General features: G+C 65.3%; 21 protein-coding genes. 3 read left to right on the top strand and 18 right to left on the bottom strand.

Annotated features, from left to right (window positions below):
* Window positions 1–3 precede the first annotated feature (3 nt).
* The 17 genes from rnc to ACJ7Z0_RS22650 all read right to left on the bottom strand — a co-directional run bounded on the left by rnc (window position 4) and on the right by ACJ7Z0_RS22650 (window position 15,433).
* Window positions 4–690: a ribonuclease III gene (gene rnc, locus ACJ7Z0_RS22730; protein ID WP_434791637.1), complete on the bottom strand. Its 687-nt coding sequence runs from the start codon at window positions 688–690 to the stop codon at window positions 4–6.
* Between the two features lie 17 nt (window positions 691–707).
* Window positions 708–1,076 carry a DUF4845 domain-containing protein gene (locus ACJ7Z0_RS22725; RefSeq protein ID WP_431123707.1) on the bottom strand — a complete coding sequence of 123 codons (369 nt, stop codon included), beginning with the start codon at window positions 1,074–1,076 and terminating at the stop codon, window positions 708–710.
* A gap of 31 nt (window positions 1,077–1,107) precedes the next feature.
* Window positions 1,108–2,073, bottom strand: a complete 966-nt coding sequence (gene lepB, locus ACJ7Z0_RS22720; RefSeq protein WP_431123709.1) for a signal peptidase I — start codon at window positions 2,071–2,073, stop codon at window positions 1,108–1,110.
* Window positions 2,074–2,081: 8 nt separating this feature from the next.
* Window positions 2,082–3,893, bottom strand: coding sequence for a translation elongation factor 4 (lepA, locus tag ACJ7Z0_RS22715; protein ID WP_434791636.1), 1,812 nt, complete (start codon window positions 3,891–3,893; stop codon window positions 2,082–2,084).
* Window positions 3,894–4,414: 521 nt separating this feature from the next.
* Window positions 4,415–5,911, bottom strand: coding sequence for a DegQ family serine endoprotease (locus ACJ7Z0_RS22710; protein WP_434791635.1), 1,497 nt, complete (start codon window positions 5,909–5,911; stop codon window positions 4,415–4,417).
* Between the two features lie 93 nt (window positions 5,912–6,004).
* Window positions 6,005–7,072 (bottom strand): MucB/RseB C-terminal domain-containing protein, encoded by a 1,068-nt coding sequence (locus ACJ7Z0_RS22705; protein ID WP_431123715.1) that lies wholly within the window; start codon window positions 7,070–7,072, stop codon window positions 6,005–6,007.
* Between the two features lie 21 nt (window positions 7,073–7,093).
* The gene (locus ACJ7Z0_RS22700; RefSeq protein WP_431123717.1) at window positions 7,094–7,756 is read right to left on the bottom strand and encodes a sigma-E factor negative regulatory protein; all 663 of its coding nucleotides are present in this window, start codon (window positions 7,754–7,756) and stop codon (window positions 7,094–7,096) included.
* Window positions 7,757–7,773: 17 nt separating this feature from the next.
* Entirely contained in the window at window positions 7,774–8,448 is a 675-nt protein-coding gene (rpoE, locus tag ACJ7Z0_RS22695) for an RNA polymerase sigma factor RpoE (protein ID WP_434791634.1), read from the bottom strand.
* Window positions 8,449–8,457: 9 nt separating this feature from the next.
* Complete coding sequence (locus ACJ7Z0_RS22690) at window positions 8,458–8,940, bottom strand: hypothetical protein (RefSeq protein WP_431123721.1); 483 nt, start codon at window positions 8,938–8,940, stop codon at window positions 8,458–8,460.
* 13 nt (window positions 8,941–8,953) lie between these two features.
* A complete protein-coding gene (gene fabF / locus ACJ7Z0_RS22685; RefSeq protein WP_431123724.1) occupies window positions 8,954–10,198 on the bottom strand; it encodes a beta-ketoacyl-ACP synthase II in 1,245 nt (414 codons plus the stop codon).
* A gap of 96 nt (window positions 10,199–10,294) precedes the next feature.
* On the bottom strand, window positions 10,295–10,534 hold the full coding sequence (acpP, locus tag ACJ7Z0_RS22680; RefSeq protein ID WP_007830471.1) for an acyl carrier protein: 240 nt from the start codon (window positions 10,532–10,534) through the stop codon (window positions 10,295–10,297).
* Window positions 10,535–10,636: 102 nt separating this feature from the next.
* The gene (gene fabG / locus ACJ7Z0_RS22675) at window positions 10,637–11,380 is read right to left on the bottom strand and encodes a 3-oxoacyl-ACP reductase FabG (protein ID WP_093018790.1); all 744 of its coding nucleotides are present in this window, start codon (window positions 11,378–11,380) and stop codon (window positions 10,637–10,639) included.
* A 25-nt stretch (window positions 11,381–11,405) separates the two neighbouring features.
* Window positions 11,406–12,359: an ACP S-malonyltransferase gene (gene fabD, locus ACJ7Z0_RS22670; protein WP_434791633.1), complete on the bottom strand. Its 954-nt coding sequence runs from the start codon at window positions 12,357–12,359 to the stop codon at window positions 11,406–11,408.
* A 51-nt stretch (window positions 12,360–12,410) separates the two neighbouring features.
* The gene (locus tag ACJ7Z0_RS22665; protein ID WP_431123729.1) at window positions 12,411–13,388 is read right to left on the bottom strand and encodes a beta-ketoacyl-ACP synthase III; all 978 of its coding nucleotides are present in this window, start codon (window positions 13,386–13,388) and stop codon (window positions 12,411–12,413) included.
* The gene (gene plsX / locus ACJ7Z0_RS22660) at window positions 13,388–14,485 is read right to left on the bottom strand and encodes a phosphate acyltransferase PlsX (RefSeq protein ID WP_431123731.1); all 1,098 of its coding nucleotides are present in this window, start codon (window positions 14,483–14,485) and stop codon (window positions 13,388–13,390) included. Before plsX ends, ACJ7Z0_RS22665 begins: the two co-directional genes overlap by 1 nt.
* Window positions 14,486–14,546: 61 nt before the next feature.
* On the bottom strand, window positions 14,547–14,729 hold the full coding sequence (gene rpmF, locus ACJ7Z0_RS22655; protein WP_007830466.1) for a 50S ribosomal protein L32: 183 nt from the start codon (window positions 14,727–14,729) through the stop codon (window positions 14,547–14,549).
* Between the two features lie 146 nt (window positions 14,730–14,875).
* On the bottom strand, window positions 14,876–15,433 hold the full coding sequence (locus ACJ7Z0_RS22650) for a YceD family protein (RefSeq protein ID WP_434791632.1): 558 nt from the start codon (window positions 15,431–15,433) through the stop codon (window positions 14,876–14,878).
* A gap of 82 nt (window positions 15,434–15,515) precedes the next feature.
* Here ACJ7Z0_RS22650 and ACJ7Z0_RS22645 point away from each other — a divergent pair, with 82 nt between their 5' ends.
* Genes ACJ7Z0_RS22645 through ACJ7Z0_RS22635 form a run of 3 tightly spaced genes read left to right on the top strand, consistent with a single transcriptional unit; the run spans window position 15,516 to window position 18,009 of the window.
* On the top strand, window positions 15,516–16,097 hold the full coding sequence (locus tag ACJ7Z0_RS22645) for a Maf family protein (RefSeq protein WP_093018800.1): 582 nt from the start codon (window positions 15,516–15,518) through the stop codon (window positions 16,095–16,097).
* Window positions 16,094–16,855 (top strand): SAM-dependent methyltransferase, encoded by a 762-nt coding sequence (locus tag ACJ7Z0_RS22640; protein WP_434791631.1) that lies wholly within the window; start codon window positions 16,094–16,096, stop codon window positions 16,853–16,855. Before ACJ7Z0_RS22645 ends, ACJ7Z0_RS22640 begins: the two co-directional genes overlap by 4 nt.
* Before the next feature lie 2 nt (window positions 16,856–16,857).
* Window positions 16,858–18,009, top strand: a complete 1,152-nt coding sequence (locus tag ACJ7Z0_RS22635) for an MFS transporter (protein WP_434791630.1) — start codon at window positions 16,858–16,860, stop codon at window positions 18,007–18,009.
* Between the two features lie 14 nt (window positions 18,010–18,023).
* Here the strand turns inward: ACJ7Z0_RS22635 and ACJ7Z0_RS22630 are convergent, their stop codons facing one another.
* Window positions 18,024–19,067 carry a S49 family peptidase gene (locus ACJ7Z0_RS22630; RefSeq protein WP_434791629.1) on the bottom strand — a complete coding sequence of 348 codons (1,044 nt, stop codon included), beginning with the start codon at window positions 19,065–19,067 and terminating at the stop codon, window positions 18,024–18,026.
* Between the last annotated feature and the right edge of the window lie 2 nt (window positions 19,068–19,069).

Below are 19,069 nucleotides of genomic sequence, written 5' to 3'. Positions count from 1 at the left end.
GTTTCACGCGGCTCCGCGTGCCTTGAGCCGGATCAACATGGCTGCCGCGGCAGCCTGCTCGCCGGCGCGTCGCGAGCCACCGATGCCGCGTTCGCGCAGGCCCAGCTCGGGCACCTCGCACTCGACATCGAAAGTCTGTTTGTGCGCGGCACCGAGCGTGGCCGCCACGCGATACACCGGCAACTTCATTTTGTGGCCCTGGAGCCATTCCTGCAATTCGGTCTTCGGGTCCTTGGCGACCGCATCCATGCGCGGATTGATCTCGACCGACTCGTAGAGCCGGCGCACCAGCGCCTCCGCGGCCGCAAAGCCCGCGTCGAGATAGACCGCGCCGATCAGCGCTTCGAGCGCATCGGCCAGGATCGAAGGCCGGTTGGGCCCGCCCGAGCGCGCCTCGCCCTCGCCGAGCCGCAGCAGCGGCGACAGCTGAAGTTCCAGCGCCAGGCGATGCAGGGTGTCCTGCTTGACCAGGTTGGCTCGCACGCGCGACAGGTCGCCTTCGGGCAGGGCCGAGAGGCGGGTGTAGAGCAAGTGCGAAACCGCGAGATTGAGCACTGAGTCGCCGAGAAACTCGAGGCGCTCGTTGTGGTCAGCCGAAAAACTGCGGTGCGTGAGCGCGAGCTGAAGCAGCCGCGCGTCGGAGAACGAATGCTTGAGGCGCTCCTGCAGCGCCGCGAGGCCGCCGTCCACCTTGCGTGTCGCCGCGTTCAGCGGGTCTCGCCTTTGTACTTGAGCACCAGAAAGGCCGGGCCGAACAGGGGAATCTCCCGCTCGTAGGCATACGACACGACGACCTTGTCGCCGACCTTCTTGATGTCGAGATCCTTGCCGGAGACCGACTTGAAGTCGTCGATGGCCTGCGCCCGATCGAAGATGGCGCGCACTTCGGGCACGGTGGTGCCTTCCTTGGCCTTGTTGGCGGCCTTGTCGATCGCCTGGTATTCGATCAGTGTCGGGATGACCTGCGCGACGACGACGCCCAGGCAACCCAGCACCGCGGCGACAAACACCAGGCCGATGAACGAGATGCCGCGCTGGTGCGCGGCCCTGCTGCGGATGGACCGATTAGCTCTCATGCCCTCTTACCCCTCGAACAATGCTGACTGCTTATTGGAATGGACCGATGCGACCCAGGTCGCCGAAGTTCATCCAGACGAAGAACGCCCTGCCTACGATGTTCTTGTCCGGCACGAAACCCCAGAAACGCGAGTCCGCCGAATTATCGCGGTTGTCGCCCATCATGAAGTAATTGCCGGCGGGCACCTTGCAAACCACGCCTTCGACGGAGTAGCGGCAGTTTTCGCGAAACGGAAAGTCGGCGGCGCCCTGAACGAAGGCCGGGCCGGCATCGTCGTTGAGCAGCCTGTGCTGCTTGCCGCCGAGGTCTTCGTTGAACTGCTTGAGCAGGCGCATCGAATCACTGTCGAGGTAGTCGGGCATCGAGGACTTGGAGACCGGCTGCCCGTTGATGGTGAGCTTCTTGTTCAGGTAGGCCACCTCGTCGCCGGGAATGCCGACCACGCGCTTGATGTAGTCCATGCTCGGCTTGGGCGGGTAGCGGAACACCACCACGTCGCCGCGCGCCAGCGGCGTGCCGTCGGTGATCTTGGTGTTGATGACCGGCAGGCGCAGGCCGTAGGTGAACTTGTTGACCAGGATCAGGTCGCCGGTGAGCAGCGTCGGCATCATCGAACCCGACGGAATCTTGAAGGGCTCATAGAGGAACGAGCGCAGCAGGAACACCACCAGGATGACCGGGAACAGCCCGGCCGTCCAGTCGAGCCACCACGGCTGCATGAGCAGGCGGTCGCTGGCCTTGGCATCGGCCGTGTCGACCTGCGTGATGCCCTGGCCGGCCAGGCGCGCGTTGCGTTCGCTGAGCGACGTTTCGAGTGCGGCGGCGGCGCGCTCGCGGCGGGGCTGGAAGTAGAAGCGCTCGGCCAGCCAGTAGAGCCCGGTGACCACGGTGGCCAGGAACAGCAGCAGTGCGAAGTTGCCTTCGATGGCGCCAAAGTACCAGGCACCGACGTAGCCGGCAAAGGCCGCGAGGACCAAAGTAGTGATGAATGCCATTTTTGAGATCAGTCTTCGACTTGCAGAATCGCGAGGAAGGCCTCTTGCGGGACCTCGACCGAGCCGATCTGCTTCATTCTTTTCTTGCCCGCTTTCTGCTTCTCGAGCAGCTTCTTCTTGCGGGTGATGTCGCCGCCGTAGCACTTGGCAAGAACGTTCTTGCGCAGCGCTTTGATTGTCTCACGCGCGATGATGTTGACCCCGATGGCCGCCTGGATCGCAACGTCGAACATCTGGCGCGAAATGATCTCGCGCATCTTCGACACCACGGCCCGGCCGCGGTACTGCGACTGGCTGCGGTGCACGATGATGGAGAGCGCATCGACCTTCTCGCCGTTCAGCAGGATGTCGACCTTGACCACGTCGGACGCGCGGTACTCCTTGAACTCGTAGTCCATGGAGGCGTAGCCGCGGCTGACCGATTTCAGCTTGTCGAAGAAGTCGAGCACGATCTCGCCGAGCGGCATCTCGTAGGTCAGCATGACCTGGCGGCCGTGGTAGGCCATGTTCATCTGCACGCCGCGCTTTTGATTGGCCAGCGTCATGACGGCGCCGACGTATTCCTGCGGCATGTAGAGGTGCACAGTCACGATCGGCTCGCGAATCTCGCTCATCTTGCCGACGTCGGGCATCTTGGACGGGTTTTCGACCATGATGACTTCGCCGTCGTTGCGCACCACCTGGTAGACCACGCTCGGCGCGGTCGTGATCAGGTCCTGGTCGAACTCGCGTTCCAGGCGCTCCTGCACGATCTCCATGTGCAAGAGGCCGAGAAAGCCGCAGCGAAAGCCGAAGCCGAGCGCCTGGCTCACCTCGGGCTCGTAGCGCAGCGACGAATCGTTGAGCTTGAGCTTTTCGAGCGCGTCGCGCAGCGAGTCGTACTCGCTCGCTTCGGTCGGGTAGAGGCCGGCAAACACCTGCGGCTGGATTTCCTTGAAGCCCGGCAGCGCTTCCGTGGCGGTGGCGGCCGCGCCGCCCGTGCCCGGCTTGATCAGCGTCACGGTGTCGCCGACCTTGGCAGCCTGCAGCTCCTTGATGCCCGCGATGATGTAGCCCACCTCGCCCGCCTCGAGCGACGCACGCGGTTCGTTGGCGGGCGTGAAGACACCAACGTTGTCTGCGTTGTACATGGCGCCGGACGCCATCATCTTGATGCGCTCGCCCTTCACCAGCCGCCCGTCGACCACGCGCACCAGCATCACCACGCCGACGTAGGCGTCGAACCAGCTGTCGACGATCATCGCGCGCAGCGGGCCGTCGGGATTGCCGCGCGGCGCAGGCATCTTGTGAACGACGGCTTCGAGGATCTCGTCAATGCCCATGCCCGTCTTGGCGGAACACGGAATCGCGTCGGTCGCGTCGATGCCGATCACGTCTTCGATTTCGGTGCGCGCGTTGTCGGGATCCGCATTCGGCAAATCCATCTTGTTGAGCACGGGCACCACTTCAACGCCGAGGTCGAGTGCGGTGTAGCAGTTGGCCACCGTCTGCGCTTCGACGCCTTGCGATGCATCGACGACGAGCAGCGCGCCTTCGCATGCCGACAACGAGCGGCTCACTTCATAAGAGAAGTCGACGTGGCCCGGCGTGTCGATCAGATTGAGGTTGTAGACCTGTCCATCGAGCGCCTTGTAGTGCAGCGCAGCGGTCTGTGCCTTGATGGTTATCCCACGCTCTTTTTCGATGTCCATCGAGTCGAGCACCTGCGCTTCCATCTCGCGTTCTGCGAGGCCGCCGCAACGCTGGATCAAACGGTCTGCGAGCGTCGATTTGCCGTGATCGATGTGCGCAATGATCGAAAAATTTCTGATGTGATTCATCAACGGGAACGCTTAAGTACTTGAATTGGCTCGTGCGCAGAGTGCGACAGGCAAGAAAAAAGGGCGCGTCTTCTGGAGACGCGCCCTGAACCAACAAGCAATGGCAACTGCAGTAGTTGGAACTTCATTGTAGGCAAAAAGGGAGGCACGTACATCCGGGGACAGGGTCGAAACGGGCCGTTGCAGGTCCACAACATCAAAGATATAAACAACTTATCCACAGGATCGGTGGAGCACTCTATGAACAACTTGTGGGCGATCTGTGGAGCATCGGTGGACTGCTGTCTGACATCTCGCATGGTGGAGGAAACCCCCCTCCTTATGCACGGACTCAGCGCCCAATGAACGCTATTCTACCGAAAACCGTCCTAAGCCTCGCAATAAGTTAGTGAGCACAAACAAAACCGGCGCACTTTGGGTCCAGAAATTTTTTTGAAACCGGGCGCTCCGGCGTCGCAAACACCTCAAAAAAAGGCCCCAAACCCGACTGACGGGTGGGGCCACTTGACGGCAGCGCCAGATCAGCGTGCGGGTCGGATCAGGGCATATTGCGCCCACTCGCCGCGGCGGAACAGCACGCTGAGCGGCTTGTTCTTGTCGGCCTTGGCAATCGCGGACTCGAACTCCTTGACGCTCGAGACTTCGATGTTGCCGACCGAAAGAATCACGTCGCCCTCGCGCAACCCGGCCTTGGCGGCCGCTTCGGTGGCTGCCTCGATGCGCACGCCGCGCACCTTGAGTTCCTTCTTCTGGGCGTCGGTGAGGTCGCCAACCACCAGGCCGAGCGACTTGCTGGCCGCGGACGACGGCTTGGCCTGGGGCTCCTCGCGATCCTGCTGGCGCTTGCCGGACGGCTTGGCTTCGGGATCGCCCTCGGCCACGGTGATCGCAAGTTCGCGCGAAGCGCCGTTGCGGAACAGGGTCAGCGTGCTCTTGGCGCCGGGCTTGGTGCTGGCCACCGAGCGCGACAGGTCGCTCGGTGTCTCGATCGCCTTGTCGCCGTACTTGGTGATGATGTCGCCTTCCTTCACGCCGGCCTTGTCGGCCGCAGAACCCGGCACCACGCTGTTCACGAGCGCGCCGCGGGCCTTGCCCAGGCCGATCGACTCGGCCACGTCCTTGGAGACCGTACCGATGGTCACGCCAATGAGGCCGCGCGACACGCGCCCGGTGGCACGCAGCTGCTCGCTGACACGGATCGCTTCATCGATCGGGATCGAGAACGAGATGCCCATGTAGCCGCCCGAGCGCGAATAGATCTGGCTGTTGATGCCGACCACTTCGCCGCGCAGGTTGATCAGCGGACCGCCCGAGTTGCCGGGATTGATTGCAACGTCGGTCTGGATCAGCGGCACCAGGTCGCCGGTGTCGCGCTGCTTCGCGCTCACGATGCCCGCGGTCACGGTGTTCTCGAGGCCGAAGGGCGACCCGATCGCCATCACCCATTCGCCGACACGCAGCTTCGAGATGTCGCCGACCTTCACCACCGGCAGGCTGGACGCCTCGATCTTCACCACGGCGACGTCGCTGCGCTTGTCGGCGCCGATCAGCTTGGCCTTGAACTCGCGCTTGTCGGTCAGCGTGACGAGGATTTCGGAGGCATCCTCGATCACGTGAGCATTGGTCATGACGTAGCCGTCGGCGGTCAGGATGAAACCCGAGCCCACGCCGCGCGGACGCTCTTCCTCCTGCGGCTGCTGCGGGCGGTTCGGGCGCGGGCCCGGACGCGGATTGCCGGGCAGCGGCTGGCCGAAGAAGCGGCGGAAGAACTCCTGCATCTCCTCGTCCATTTCCCCGCCGCCGCTGCCGCTGCGCGCGGAAACCTTCTCGACGGTGCGAATACCGACCACCGCGGGGCCGACCTGCTCCACCAGATCGGCGAAATCGGGCAATCCGCGCGCTTGCGGCGTCTGCGCCATGGCGGGCGTTGCCGGCAGGAAACCCGTGGCAGCCGCGCAGGCCACGCCGAATGCGAAGAGATAGGAACGAAGCTTGTGTCCCTCGACTTTGAACATCATCGGTTTTCTTTCAAAAGTGCAGAGCGGCCAAAAGAAGAGCTATGAGTCGGTGGTGCGGAGTTGGTTCAGCGCAGCTGCGCGCAGACTGGCCGATCAGCGCGTGCGCGCGAGGCTTTGCGCAAATGCGTTCAGCGTCTGCTGCGGCACCTCGCCCACGGCGGTGAGCCACCAATCGTTCGCCGGCTCGGGCAATCGCCGACGAATGGCGTTGGTTGCACCGATTGTGAGCACGCCGTCCCGGGGCGCGCGTTTCTCATCGTATCGCTCGATGAAAAGCGACACCGAGGCAAGGCCATCGGAAAAGGTCCACTGAACGGTTCGATCCTGCCCGCTCTTGTCGCTGCCAGCCGGGCGGCGGTAGAAGCTGCGCGGCTTGAAACCGGCCACGGGCGACTTGAGCACCCAGCCCTCGTCCTGCGCGCTGGTGCGCTCCAGTTCCAGCTTCTCGATGCGATAGCCGCCGGTATTGGCCATCATCTGCGCGAGTGCCTGCGCCTTGACCGGTGCATCGAGCTGCAGCTCGGAAAACGCCGACTGCTCGACCACGCGAGAGTCGCCGTCGATCGTCTGCAGCTTTATCACCAGGCCGGAGCGGCGCTCGCTCCAGATGCGATATCCGAAGCGAAGCCCGTCATGCGGCACCAGCTGCACCACGTCGGCATCGAAACCGGCTACGCGGTCCTTGCCAATGGCACGGACATCGTAAAAGTCGCCGATCGACGAATCGGGCTTGTCGGGGAGATTGGGAAAGAGATCGAGGTTCTCGCGCTTCTCGACCTTCACGACCTTCGCCTCGGGCAGGAAGGTCATCACGTGGTGGTTGCGCCTGAACGTGGAGCGCGGCGGGCCCGACAGGGCCTCGATGCGTTCGATCTGCATATCGCCGTCGCGTACATGCCAGATGCGTGCGCTCGACAGATCGCCGCCCGCCGCCGATACCACGAAGGTGCCGACGTAGTTTCGCTGCCGCGCGCCCGTGTGCATGCGCTGCAGCCACTCGACCACGCCCATCGCGGGCGGCGCATCGCCGCCCTGCACCGAGGCCGGGCTCCTGGCGTTGGCCGAACCCGGCCGGGTCTGCGCCGCCGCGATCTGCACCAGACAAAAAGCAGCGAATACCAGCGCGAACGCGCGTGCAGAAATCGGCATCTGAACGGTCATTGGAAGGACGGCAGGCGCGCGTCAGCGCGTCGGGCCTTCGAAGGTCGCGTTGCGCAGGAAACCTGAGGGCATTTGCGAGGCGCCGCCGGCTTGCTGGTGCGCTTCGAGCAACTGGTCGAGCCGCGGATCGCGCAGCATGACCTGCGGGCTTCCATTGCCGACCACCACGCGGGTCGGCGTCAGCGGCGCAGCGGCGGGCTGCTGGTTGCCAGTGGCAGCGGCGGCCAGCACCGAGTTGGCTGCCGGTTGCTGCTGGACTGCCATCTGTGCACCCTGCGACGGAACGGCGGCGCCGTTTCCGACCAGCGTCCAGCTGATCGCAGCCACGGCCACCAGCGAAGCGGCGCCGGCCACGAGCTTCCAGCGAAAGACCGGCTCATTGGCCGCGTCGGCTTTGTGCCGCACCGCGTGAACTGCTGCTGGGGCGGGCGCCACAACCGGGGCGGCTGCGGCGGGCTCCGCCGCCAGGCGTTGTTGAAAGCGGGCCAGGAACGCATTGCTATCGCTGCACGGCGAATGCGCACCCGCGCGCAACACGTCGCCCACCATGTGATAGGCACGCCAAGCCCGATGGGCCTCGTCGTCCGCACAGACAGCCTCGATGGCCCGCGCGAAGTCCTCGCCCTGCAAATGACCATCCGCCAGTGCGGACACCTGCTCACGAACCGTCATTGTCTGATTCATTTCATTCACCTGCTTACCTACCAACGCTTGCCGGACTGGTTGTCCAGCAGCGGTTTGACCCTGGCCGAAATGGCCTCGCGCGCCCGGAAAATACGCGAGCGCACGGTGCCGATTGGGCAATTCATGACCTCGGCAATCTCTTCGTAACTCATGCCCTCGATCTCGCGCAGGGTGACAGCCTGGCGCAACTCGGACGGCAGCGCTTCCATGGCCGCCTCGACCACGCGGGCAATTTCATTTGCCGCCAAGACCGATTCGGGGGTTTCGTCGCTGATTGGTTCGTTTCCGGGCCGGTAAGTTTCATCGTCCTCTTCAGAAGACGGCCGCATGGCGCTTTCGGAAATGGTCGGGTCGCGCTTCATGTCGACCAGCGCCTTCTTGGCGGTGTTCACCGCGATCCGGTAAAGCCAGGTGTAGAACTGCGCGTCGCCGCGGAACTGATGGAGCGCGCGGTAGGCGCGAATGAATGTTTCCTGCGCGATGTCTTCGACCAGGTCGACATCGCGCACCATGCGCCCGATCAGGCGCTCGATCCGGCGCTGGTACTTGATGACCAGCAGTTCGAATGCCTTCTGGTCACCCGCGACCGTGCGCTGGACCAGCTGCAGGTCGACTTCACCGGGGCGCGGCGCCTCGGCGGACACATCGGGCAAGCCGGAGTCCGGTGGCACTGGCGGCGGAGAAGTGGTCATCGAGGAGGTTCAGGGCGCATCGGCAGGAGCGGTTGCTCGCCAAGGCTCGCCGGCAGGCGACGCGGTCGGGGCGCGCGAATATACCGCACGGCGCAGGTCGCGCCAGCGTTCCGGCATGGCGCGCTGCTCGATCCAGATCCAGCGGCTCGCACGGCCCGGCTGGGTCAGCCGGACCAGCAGCAGCGACTGGAGATCGAGTGCGACGGCGGCGCGGGCCGCATGGACGGCACGGCCCGGATGGGCGCCCGTGAGCGTCCAGCCCAGTCCGTCGAAGTGCAGCACCCCCGCACCGTCGCTTCGCAGCCCGAGTCCGGCCGCGAGGCCCGACAACAGCACACTCAGGACCAGCAGCAGCTGGCGCCAGCCGGCACTATCGAACAGATAGCACGACAGTCCCGCGCACGCTGCGCCCAAGGCCCATGTGGCGATCAGAATCCGGGTGGCACCGCGCGAGCGCCCCACCGGGTATGTCACCGACGGTGCGCTGTGCATGAAAGAGCAATGCTCAAGCGCGCTTGAACACCAGCGTGCCGTTGGTGCCGCCGAAGCCGAAGTTGTTCTTGACCGCGACATCGATCTTGAGATCGCGCGCCACGTTGGCGCAGTAGTCGAGGTCGCACTCCGGATCCTGGTTGAAGATGTTGATGGTCGGCGGGCTCTTCTGGTGATGCAGTGCGAGCACCGTGAACACCGACTCGATGCCACCGGCGCCGCCCAGCAAGTGGCCGGTCATCGACTTGGTCGAATTCACAACCAGCTTCTTCGCATGGTCGCCAAAGGCCTTCTTGACCGCATTGGTCTCGTTGACGTCGCCGATCTGCGTCGAGGTGCCGTGTGCATTGAGGTACTGCACTTCGTCGGCGTTGACGCCCGCATTGGCCAGCGCCATGGCCATCGAGCGGCGGGGGCCGTCGACGTCGGGTGCGGTCATGTGGTACGCGTCGCCGGTCAGGCCGAAGCCCGCCACTTCCGCGTAGATCTTGGCACCGCGCGCCTTGGCGTGCTCGTATTCTTCGAGCACCAGCACGCCGGCGCCCTCGCCCAGCACGAAGCCGTCGCGGTCCTTGTCCCACGGACGCGAGGCCGTGGCGGGATCGTCGTTGCGCGTGCTGAGTGCACGCGGCGCGGTGAAGCCGCCGATGCCGAGCGGAGAAATGGTCGACTCGGCGCCGCCCGCGATCATGACGTCGGCATCGCCGTACTCGATCATGCGTGCCGACGTGCCGATGGCATGCAGGCCCGTGGTACAGGCGGTCACGACCGCGATGTTCGGGCCCTTGAAGCCGTACTTGATCGAGACGTGGCCCGAGATCATGTTGATGATGGAAGCCGGCACGAAGAACGGCGAAATGCGGCGCGGGCCGCGGCTCGCGTATTCGCCGTGCGTTTCTTCGATCATCGGCAGGCCGCCGATGCCGGAGCCGATGTTGCAGCCGATGCGCACGGCTTCTTCATAGGGCAGCGCTTCGCCGGTCGGCAGTCCGCTGTCCTGCACCGCCTGCATGGCGGCGGCAAGCCCCAGATGAATGAAGCGGTCCATGTGGCGCGCTTCCTTCTCCGAGATGTATTGGGTGATGTCGAAACCCTTCACCTCACCAGCGAACTTGCAGGCGAAGGCGCTTGCATCGAACGCGGTGATGTTCGCAATGCCCGACTTCCCGGCCAACAGGTTGGCCCAGGATTCGGTTGCGGTGTTTCCGACAGGAGCGATGCAACCGAGTCCGGTCACGACGACGCGGCGTTTGGTCATGCCGGCAAACCTTTCTGGAAGCGCTGAACAACTGCAGGCGGCGCGTACGGGCTCGATGAAGAGCGCGGCCGGCCGTGGCAGTTCCAGCTGGCCCGATCAGGCCTTTTGATTCTTGGTGGCGTAGTCGACGGCGTTTTGCACCGTGGTGATCTTCTCGGCGTCTTCATCGGGAATCTCGATGCCGAACTCGTCTTCGAGTGCCATCACCAGTTCGACCGTGTCGAGCGAGTCCGCACCGAGGTCGGCCACGAAAGCCTTTTCGTTCGTTACTTGGGACTCTTCCACGCCGAGTTGCTCGGCGATGATTTTCTTGACACGTGCTTCGATATCGCTCATTTGGTTCCCTCTGAGGGTTGTAGGTAATCGGTGGATTTTAGCCGGGCGCATTGTGGCATTTGCCGTGCACCCGGTACGGGGAAAGTTTGCGCCTTGCGGCAATTACATGTGCATGCCGCCGTTGACGTGCAGTTCCTGCCCCGTCACGTAAGACGCCTGGGGCGATGCAAGATACGACACGGCATGCGCGATGTCTGCCGGCTTGCCCAGGTGGCCCAGCGGGATCTGCTGGAGCAGCGCCTGTTGCTGGGCTTCCGGCAGGCTGGCGGTCATATCGGTCTCGATGAAGCCCGGCGCGACGCAGTTGACCGTGATGTTGCGGCTGCCGAGTTCGCGGGCCAGCGCGCGGGTCATGCCCGCGACGCCGGCCTTGGCGGCTGCGTAGTTGGCCTGGCCGGCATTGCCGGAGGCGCCGACCACGCTCGTGATGCTGATGATGCGGCCATAGCGCTGCTTCATCATCGGGCGAATGACCGCGCGCGACAGGCGAAACACCGCCTTGAGATTGGTGTCGAGCACCGCATCCCAGTCGTCGTCCTTCATGCGCATGGCGAGCGTGTCGCGCGTGATGCCGGCATTGTTGACCAGCACGTGGATGGCACCGTAGGCCTGCACGATTTCGTCGATCAGCGCTTCGACGGCTGCGGCGTCGTTCACGTTGAGCGCACGGCCGCGGCCGTCGAAGGCGCTCAGGGCCGAGGTGATCTTCGCTGCGCTGTCTTCGGTGGTGCCGGTGCCGACCACCTTGAGGCCGCGGTGCGCCAGTTCGAGCGCAATCGCTGCGCCGATGCCGCGTGACGCGCCGGTGACCAGGGCGACTTGCCCTTCGAATTTGGGAATGCTCATAAAAGTATCGGAGGCCTTGCGCCGTTCAGCCGGCGAGCAGTTGTCGGGTGTCCGCGAGAGTCGCCGGGTCGTACACCGACGCGGCTTCGAGTTCGGGGGCGATGCGCTTGACCATGCCGGCCAGCACTTTGCCCGGCCCGCACTCGATGATGGCGGCTACACCGCGCAGTTTCAAGGCTTGCACGCTTTCAACCCAGCGAACCGGCCCGGCCGCCTGGCGCACCAGGGCGTCGCGGATGCGTTCGGGATCGGTTTCAACGGCCACGTCGATGTTGTTCAGCACCGGAATCTGCGGCGCAGCGAGCGTGATCGTGGTCAGCTTTTCGCGCAGCGCCTCGGCGGCGGGCTTCATCAGGCTCGAATGGAAGGGTGCCGACACGGGCAGCAGCAGTGCGCGCTTGGCACCGTTGGCCTTGACCAGCTCGCAGGCCTTGTCGACGGCTGCCTTGCTGCCCGCAATCACGGTCTGCATCGGGTCATTGAAATTCACCGCCTCGACGATCTCTGCGCTTCCGGCGCCGAAGGACGCGGTCGCTTCCGCGCAGCTCGCCACCACCTTGGCCGCTTCCATGCCGAGGACGGCCGCCATGGCTCCCACCCCGACCGGCACGGCCTGCTGCATGGCCCGCGCCCGAAAACGCACCAGCGGCGCGGCCTGCGCCAAGGTGAGCACACCAGACGCCACCAGCGCGGAGTACTCGCCGAGCGAATGTCCCGCGACGACGGAAGGGGCCGCGCCACCTTCGGCCAGCCATGCGCGCCAGGCGGCAACGCCGGCCACCAGCATCACCGGCTGGGTGTTGGTGGTGAGCGCCAGTTCTTCCTTGGGGCCGTTCTTGATCAGCGCCGCGACGTCTTCGCCCAGCGCCTCGGAGGCTTCACGCAGGGTTTCGGCCACGGCCGGGTGGTCGCCCCAGGCGTCGAGCATGCCGACCGCCTGCGAGCCCTGGCCCGGAAAGACAAAAGCAAAGGATTTCATTGTTTCAAGCGTCATGTCGCACTGCCGCGCCCTGCGAGGGCGTTGCAATGGCTACAGGTTCAATAGCACCGCGCCCCAGGTGAACCCGCCGCCCACGCCTTCGAGCATGACGGTTTCGCCCTTCTTCACCTTGCCGGACCGCACAGCCTCGTCGAGAGCCAGCGGAATCGAGGCGGCCGAGGTGTTGCCATGCTCGTTCACCGTCACGATGAGTTTCTCGCGCGGAAGCTTCAGCTTCTTGGCCGTGCCTTCCATGATGCGGATGTTGGCCTGGTGCGGAATCAGCCAGTCGATGTCGGCTTCGGTCTTGCCTGCCTTTGCAAGCGTGGCGCGGGCCGCGTCTTCGAGCACGCGCACCGCCAGCTTGAACACGGCCTGGCCGTCCATGTGCAGCAGCGGCGTGCCCAGCACGTTGCCGCCCGAGACGTGGCCCGGTACGCAAAGAATGCCGACGTGCTTGCCATCCGCATGCAGGTCGCTCGCGAGGATGCCGGGCTCGTCGCTGGCCTCGAGCACCACGGCGCCGGCGCCGTCGCCGAACAGCACGCAGGTGGTGCGATCGTTGAAATCGAGGATGCGCGAGAACACTTCGGCGCCGATCACCAGCGCGCAGCGCGCGCTGCCGGTGCGAATCATCGCGTCGGCCACGGTCAGCGCATAGACAAAGCCGCTGCAGACCGCCTGCACATCGAATGCCGGGCAGCCGGCAATGCCGAGCTTGTTCTGCAGAATGGCGGCCGACGACGGAAACACCATGTCCGGCGTCGACGTGGCGACGATGATCAGGTCGACCTCTTCGGCCTTGCGCCCCGCCGCCTCGAGGGCGTGCCGCGCGGCTTCGAAGCCGAGATCGCTGCTCGTGACTTCAGGCGCCGCGAAGTGCCGCGCGTGGATGCCGGTACGCTCGACGATCCACTGGTTCGAGGTCTCGATGCCGCGCGATGCCAATTCCTTGGCAAGGTCGTCGTTGGTCACCCGGCGCGGAGGCAGGTAACTGCCTGTGCCGGTGATGCGTGAAAAAGGGCTCATCAAACGTGAAGGGCCGCCGCGTCGGCGGGCACCGCGGGCTCCTGCCGCGCGAGCAATGGCGCGGCGTGAGCAATACGGGCCCGGACGCGGTCGAGCAGGTTGTTGCGAGCGGCATCATAAGCGCGATCCAGCGCATGGCCGAAAGCCACTTCGTCAGCCGAGCCATGGCTCTTGAAAACCAGCCCGCGCAGGCCCAACAGGGCAGCGCCGTTGTACCGGCGATGGTCCAAGCGGTTTTTAAACGCTTTTAGCACCGGGTAAGCAACAATTGCCGCCGCTTTGGTCAAGATGTTCCGCGAAAACTCGACACGGATGAATTCGCCGATCATCGAGGCCACGCCTTCGCTGGCCTTCAGGGCGACGTTGCCCACGAAGCCGTCACAGACCACGATGTCGGTCGTACCCTTGAAGATATCGTTGCCTTCCACGTTGCCGTAGAAGTTCAGATCCTTCGAGTTGGCAGCCGTACGCAGCAGTTGACTCGCTTTTTTGATCGTTTCGCTGCCCTTGATGGCTTCCTCGCCAATATTGAGCAGCCCGACCGACGGGGCTTCGTTGCCGGTGAGCGCGGAGACCAGGGCCGAGCCGAGCACGGCAAACTGAAGCAGGTCTTCGGCATCGCAATCGACGTTGGCGCCCAGGTCCAGCACCGTGGTGGCGCCGCCCTTGGCGTTCGGGAGCTGAGGCGCAATCGCGGGACGGTCGATGCCGTCGAGCGTCTTCAGGAGATAGCGCGCAATGGCCATCAGGGCGCCGGTATTGCCGGCCGAGATGGCTGCTTGAGCGGCACCATCCTTGACCTGCTGGATCGCGACGCGCATCGAAGAGTCTTTCTTCTTGCGCAAGGCGATTTCGACCGGATCGTCCATGCCCACCACTTCGCTGGCGGCAACGATGCGGGCACGCGGATGCGCGGCAAACCCGGCCAAGGCGGCAGGCGCGCCGACCAGCAGCAGCGAAGCTTCGCTGTGCCGTTCGAGAAACGCGCGGCAGGCCGCGAGCGTGACGCGCGGCCCATGGTCACCTCCCATGCAATCGACGGCGAGCGTGATTGCGGAAGGCGCAGCGGTGAATTCGGGGGAAGAAGGCGTAGCCATCAAAACAAAGGCCCGACGCTACGGCAAAAGTAGCTTCGGGCCTTGGCCTTGGGATGCGAGATCAGGCTTCGGACTTGTTCTTGAGCACCTGGCGGCCACGGTAGAAACCGTTGGGGCTGATGTGGTGGCGCAGGTGCGTTTCGCCGGTGGTCGGTTCCACGGCGATGCCGGGCACGACCAGCGCATTGTGGGAACGGTGCATGCCGCGCTTGGAAGGCGACTTCTTGTTTTGCTGGACGGCCATGATGGCTCCTGGACTGTTAGGTGAGTGATTGGATGCGCTCTCTGGCGGTGGCAATACAGGGGCATGTATGGAATGCCTTGGTCTGTCTTGCTGCTCACGGCGGCGCGCGCGAAGCCCATGATTATAGCCTAGCCTGAGGAAAAGGGCTACTTGCCCTCTTCCGGCTTGCGCGAACGCAACGCGCCGAGCACCGCAAAGGGGTTGGGCTTGGCCTCTTCCGCCGCCTGGAAGTCTTCGTCGCTGGACGACAGCTGGATCGGCGTGGGGCAGACCTCGTGCACTGGCATGACGGGAATTTCCATCAGGAGCTCGTCCTCGATCAAGGCGTGAAGGTCGAAATCGCGACTCACGACAAGCAGGTCTTCTTCCGATTCGTCGTCCTCGGCGTCGGCCGTGGCCTCGTCGGCCACGAAGCGGAACCAGCGGTCCGATGCAACAAGCGTATCCACCGGTGCCAGGCACCGCTGGCAAACCAGCGGCACCGTGGTTTCGGCCATCAGGTGCAGCCAGGGCTCGGCCTTGCCCAAGGCGCCGGTGCGCTGCTCGCCCACGGCTTCCCAGTGGACCACGGCATCGAGCGCCGGCGAGGCCAGTTCCTGCGCCAGGCGGGGATAGTTGGGAACGGGATCGTCGGCTGAAAGCGCCGCGGCTTCGGCGGCAAAGGCGGCCACGTCGAGCCGTTCGGGAACAAATTCTCTCTTCATCCGCTCCAGTCTAGCGCGCCGGCCGCGGGAATTGGCGGAGCGCCGCCAAAGGCTTTTTGGCAGCTCACGCACAATCGTCGCCATGCAACGCCCCCTGATCCTTGCCTCGACCTCGCGCTACCGCCGCGAACTGCTGGCTCGCCTCCACCTACCCTTCGACGTGCAGCCCCCCGAAGTCGACGAAACCGCCCAGAGCGGAGAGACCCCGCGCGAACTGGCCGAGCGCCTGGCGCTGGAAAAGGCCCAGGCCGTCGCCGCGCGATTCCCCGAGGCGGTGGTAATCGGCTCGGATCAGGTGGCCGACCTCGCCGGCGAGGCGCTCGGCAAGCCGGGCGACCACGCACGCGCCACGGCCCAGCTGCGCCGGATGCGCGGCCAGACACTGGTGTTCCAGACCGCCGTGGCCGTCGTCTGCCAGGCCACGGGCTTCGTCCAGCGCGACCTGGCGCCGGTTCGGGTGGTGTTCCGCGAACTCAGCGATGCGGCCATCGAGCACTACCTGCAGGCCGAGCAACCTTACGACTGCGCGGGCAGCGCCAAGAGCGAAGGCCTCGGGATCGCCTTGCTGAGCGCGATCGACAGCGACGACCCGACCGCCCTGGTCGGCCTGCCGTTAATCCGCACCTGCCGGATGCTGCGTTCCGCCGGGGTCGATCTGCTGTGACCCGGGGCAAACTCTACCTGGTGCCCGCGCCGCTGGACTTCGGCTGCGATACACAGGCGCCCCTGCAGGACGCCCTGCCCTTGGGCACGCTGCAAGCGGCCGCCGGCATCACCCACTGGATCTGCGAGAACGCCAAGTCGGCACGCGCCTACCTGAAGCGCATCGACGCCGTCGTTCCGCTCGCAGCGCCCCTGCAGGCACAAGACATTCGCGAACTGCCGCGAGAAGTGCACAAAAAAGGCGACCACGCCGGCCAGTTCGATGCCAAGCCATTGCTGGCCGCCGCACTCGAAGGCCACGACATCGGCCTGCTCAGCGAAGCCGGCATGCCGGCGGTGGCCGACCCCGGCTCCTCGGTGGCGCGCGCCGCCCACGAGCTTGGCATTGCCGTGGTCCCGCTCACCGGGCCCGTATCGCTGCTGCTCGCGTTGGCGGCCAGCGGCCTCAACGGACAGAACTTTGCCTTCGTCGGCTACCTGCCGCAGGATTCGAGCGAGCGCCAGGTTCGAATCAGGGAGCTCGAGGCGCTGGCCCTCAAGACCGGCCAGACGCAGCTGTTCATCGAAACCCCCTACCGCAATGCCGCGCTGCTTCAAGCGCTGGTGCAAACGCTGCAGCACAACACCCGGCTGGCCGTGGCGCGCGGGCTGACGCTTGCAACAGCCCAGGTGCGCAGCGAAACCGTGAAGGCCTGGCGCTCCAAGGCGCAAAGCCCGACGGACGAACGCCTGCCCGCGGTATTCGCGATCGGGCGCTGACGATGGTGGTGACTGCCGGCGCCCGCTGGGCCACGCGCGCGCAGTTCTTTTCTTCCGGCTTCATCTTCGCGACCTGGGGCGTGCACGTTCCAACGGTCAAGTCGCACTACGGGATCGACGAAGCCGAGCTGGGGCTGGCCATGCTCGCGGCCGGCGCCGGGGCGATGTTCGGCCTGACCAGCGCGGGGCGCTGGATCGGCCGCCACGGCCCGCGGCGCATGGCCGCCCTCTGCGGCTGCGTCTACGCGCTGCTGCTGGCCGGGTTGATTGCCATGCCGGGCTACCTCTTCCTTTTGGCGCTGCTGGCAGTCTTCGGTCTTGTCACCAGCGTGTTCGACGTGGCCATCAACGCCGAAGCGGCGCAACTCGAGCTGCATGGCGGCAAACCGCTGATGAGCGGCATGCACGGCATGTTCAGCCTGGGCGGCATGGCCGGCGCCGCGAGTGGCAGCGCGGCACTGGCGGCCGGGCTCGGGGCCCAGGCCCATCTGCTGTGGGTGGCGGCGGCCATGGTGCTGGTGGTGGCCGTGTCTTCGTGGCACATGCTCCCCAAGCCACCTGCCGCAAGCGACGCATCCCCGGCCGACCACGCATTCCGGCTGCCTCGCGGCGTACTCGCAGTGCTGGGCTTGCTTGCCGCGCTGGGCCTGATTGCCGAAGGCGCGATCTACGACTGGAGCGTGCTCTACATGCAGCAGGAACTCGGCAGCCCGCAGAAGCAGGCCGCACTGGCCTACGCGAGCTTCTCGGCCGCCATGGCCGCCGCGCGTTTCGCTGGCGATGCGATGCGTGCGCGCTTCTCGCCGGCTGCACTGCTGCTCGGCAGCGGCCTGCTCGCGGCGGCGGCCATGACCCTGGTTCTGCTGACCGACCTGCCCTGGCTCGCGCTGATCGGCTTCGCGGGTGTGGGCGTGGGCTTCGCGAACGTGGTGCCGATCCTGTTCGGCGCATCGGCCCGCGTGCCCGGCGTCGAAGCCGCAACGGGCATCGCGGCCGTCTCGGCCATCGCCTACCTGGGCTTCATGGCCGGACCGGCCGTGATCGGCCTGCTGGCGCGGGCCAGTTCGCTGACAGCCGCGCTCTATGTGGTCGTGGTTTTCGCGGTGGCGCTGGCCGCCTCCGCCCGTTTCACGGACAGCGGCAACCCAAGCTGAGCCGGCCGCCGGCCTCAGCGCAGCGCCGGCGTGGCGAACTGCAGCGAACGCACGGTGGCATCGCCCATCGCGGCGCCGAATTTCTTGGCAAGCTTTTCTGCCACGTTGTCGCGCCGCGTGTAGTCGGTGACCTCTTCGGCCTTGATCACTTCGCGTGCCACGTAGTCCACGTTGCCGAGCTGGTCGGCCAGGCCGAACGCGACGGCTTGTTCGCCGCTCCAGAACAGGCCGCTGAAAAGCCCCGGGGTGTCGAGCTTGAGCCGGTCGCCGCGCCCGGCCTTCACCACGTTGATGAACTGCGTGTGGATCTGGTTCAGCATGGTCTGTGCATGAGCGCGCTGCGCGTCGCTCATCGGGCTGAACGGGTCGAGGAAGCCCTTGTTCTCGCCGGCCGTGAGCAAGCGGCGCTCCACGCCGACCTTGTCCATGACGCCGGTGAAGCCGAAGCCATCCATCAGCACGCCGATGCTGCCGACGATGCTGGCCTTGTCGACGAAGATCTTGTCGGTCGCCGCGGCAATGTAATAGGCGGCCGAGGCGCAGGTTTCTTCGACCACCGCGTACACCGGCTTCTTGTGCTTGGCCTTCAGGCGCTTGATCTCGTCGCTGATGATGCCGGCCTGCACGGGGCTGCCGCCGGGCGAGTTGATCAGCAGCACGATGCCCTTGGCGCCCTCGTCCTCGAAAGCGGTCTTCATTGCGGCTATGACGAATTCCGCGCTCGCGTCGCCGCCGTTGGCGATCTCGCCCTTGATTTCGACGACCGCGGTGTGGGCCGTGGTCTTGGCCGCGCTCGGCGCGTTGCGCGACATCGCGAGCCAGACCAGGAAGATGAAGAAGGCGAGCCACGAAAGACGCGTGAAGGTCTTCCAGCGGCGCGCGGCCCTCTGCTCGTTCAGGGAGGCGAAGGCAAGTTTCTCGAGCGTTGCGCGCTCCCACCCTGGGCGCTGCGTCGGGTCTTTGGCCATGTTTCTTGGCGCGCCCTGCGAGGACGCAATGGGAGTGGCCGGCTCAAAAGGATCAAAACCTTCGGGTTCCGTGCGGTTCGGGTCGGTCATTG

This window comes from Variovorax palleresanus, assembly GCF_051144945.1.
In the GTDB taxonomy this organism is placed as follows: domain Bacteria; phylum Pseudomonadota; class Gammaproteobacteria; order Burkholderiales; family Burkholderiaceae_C; genus Variovorax; species Variovorax paradoxus_S.
The sequence above is the reverse complement of the archived record's forward strand: the minus strand, read 5'-3'. Positions and strand labels throughout refer to the sequence as shown.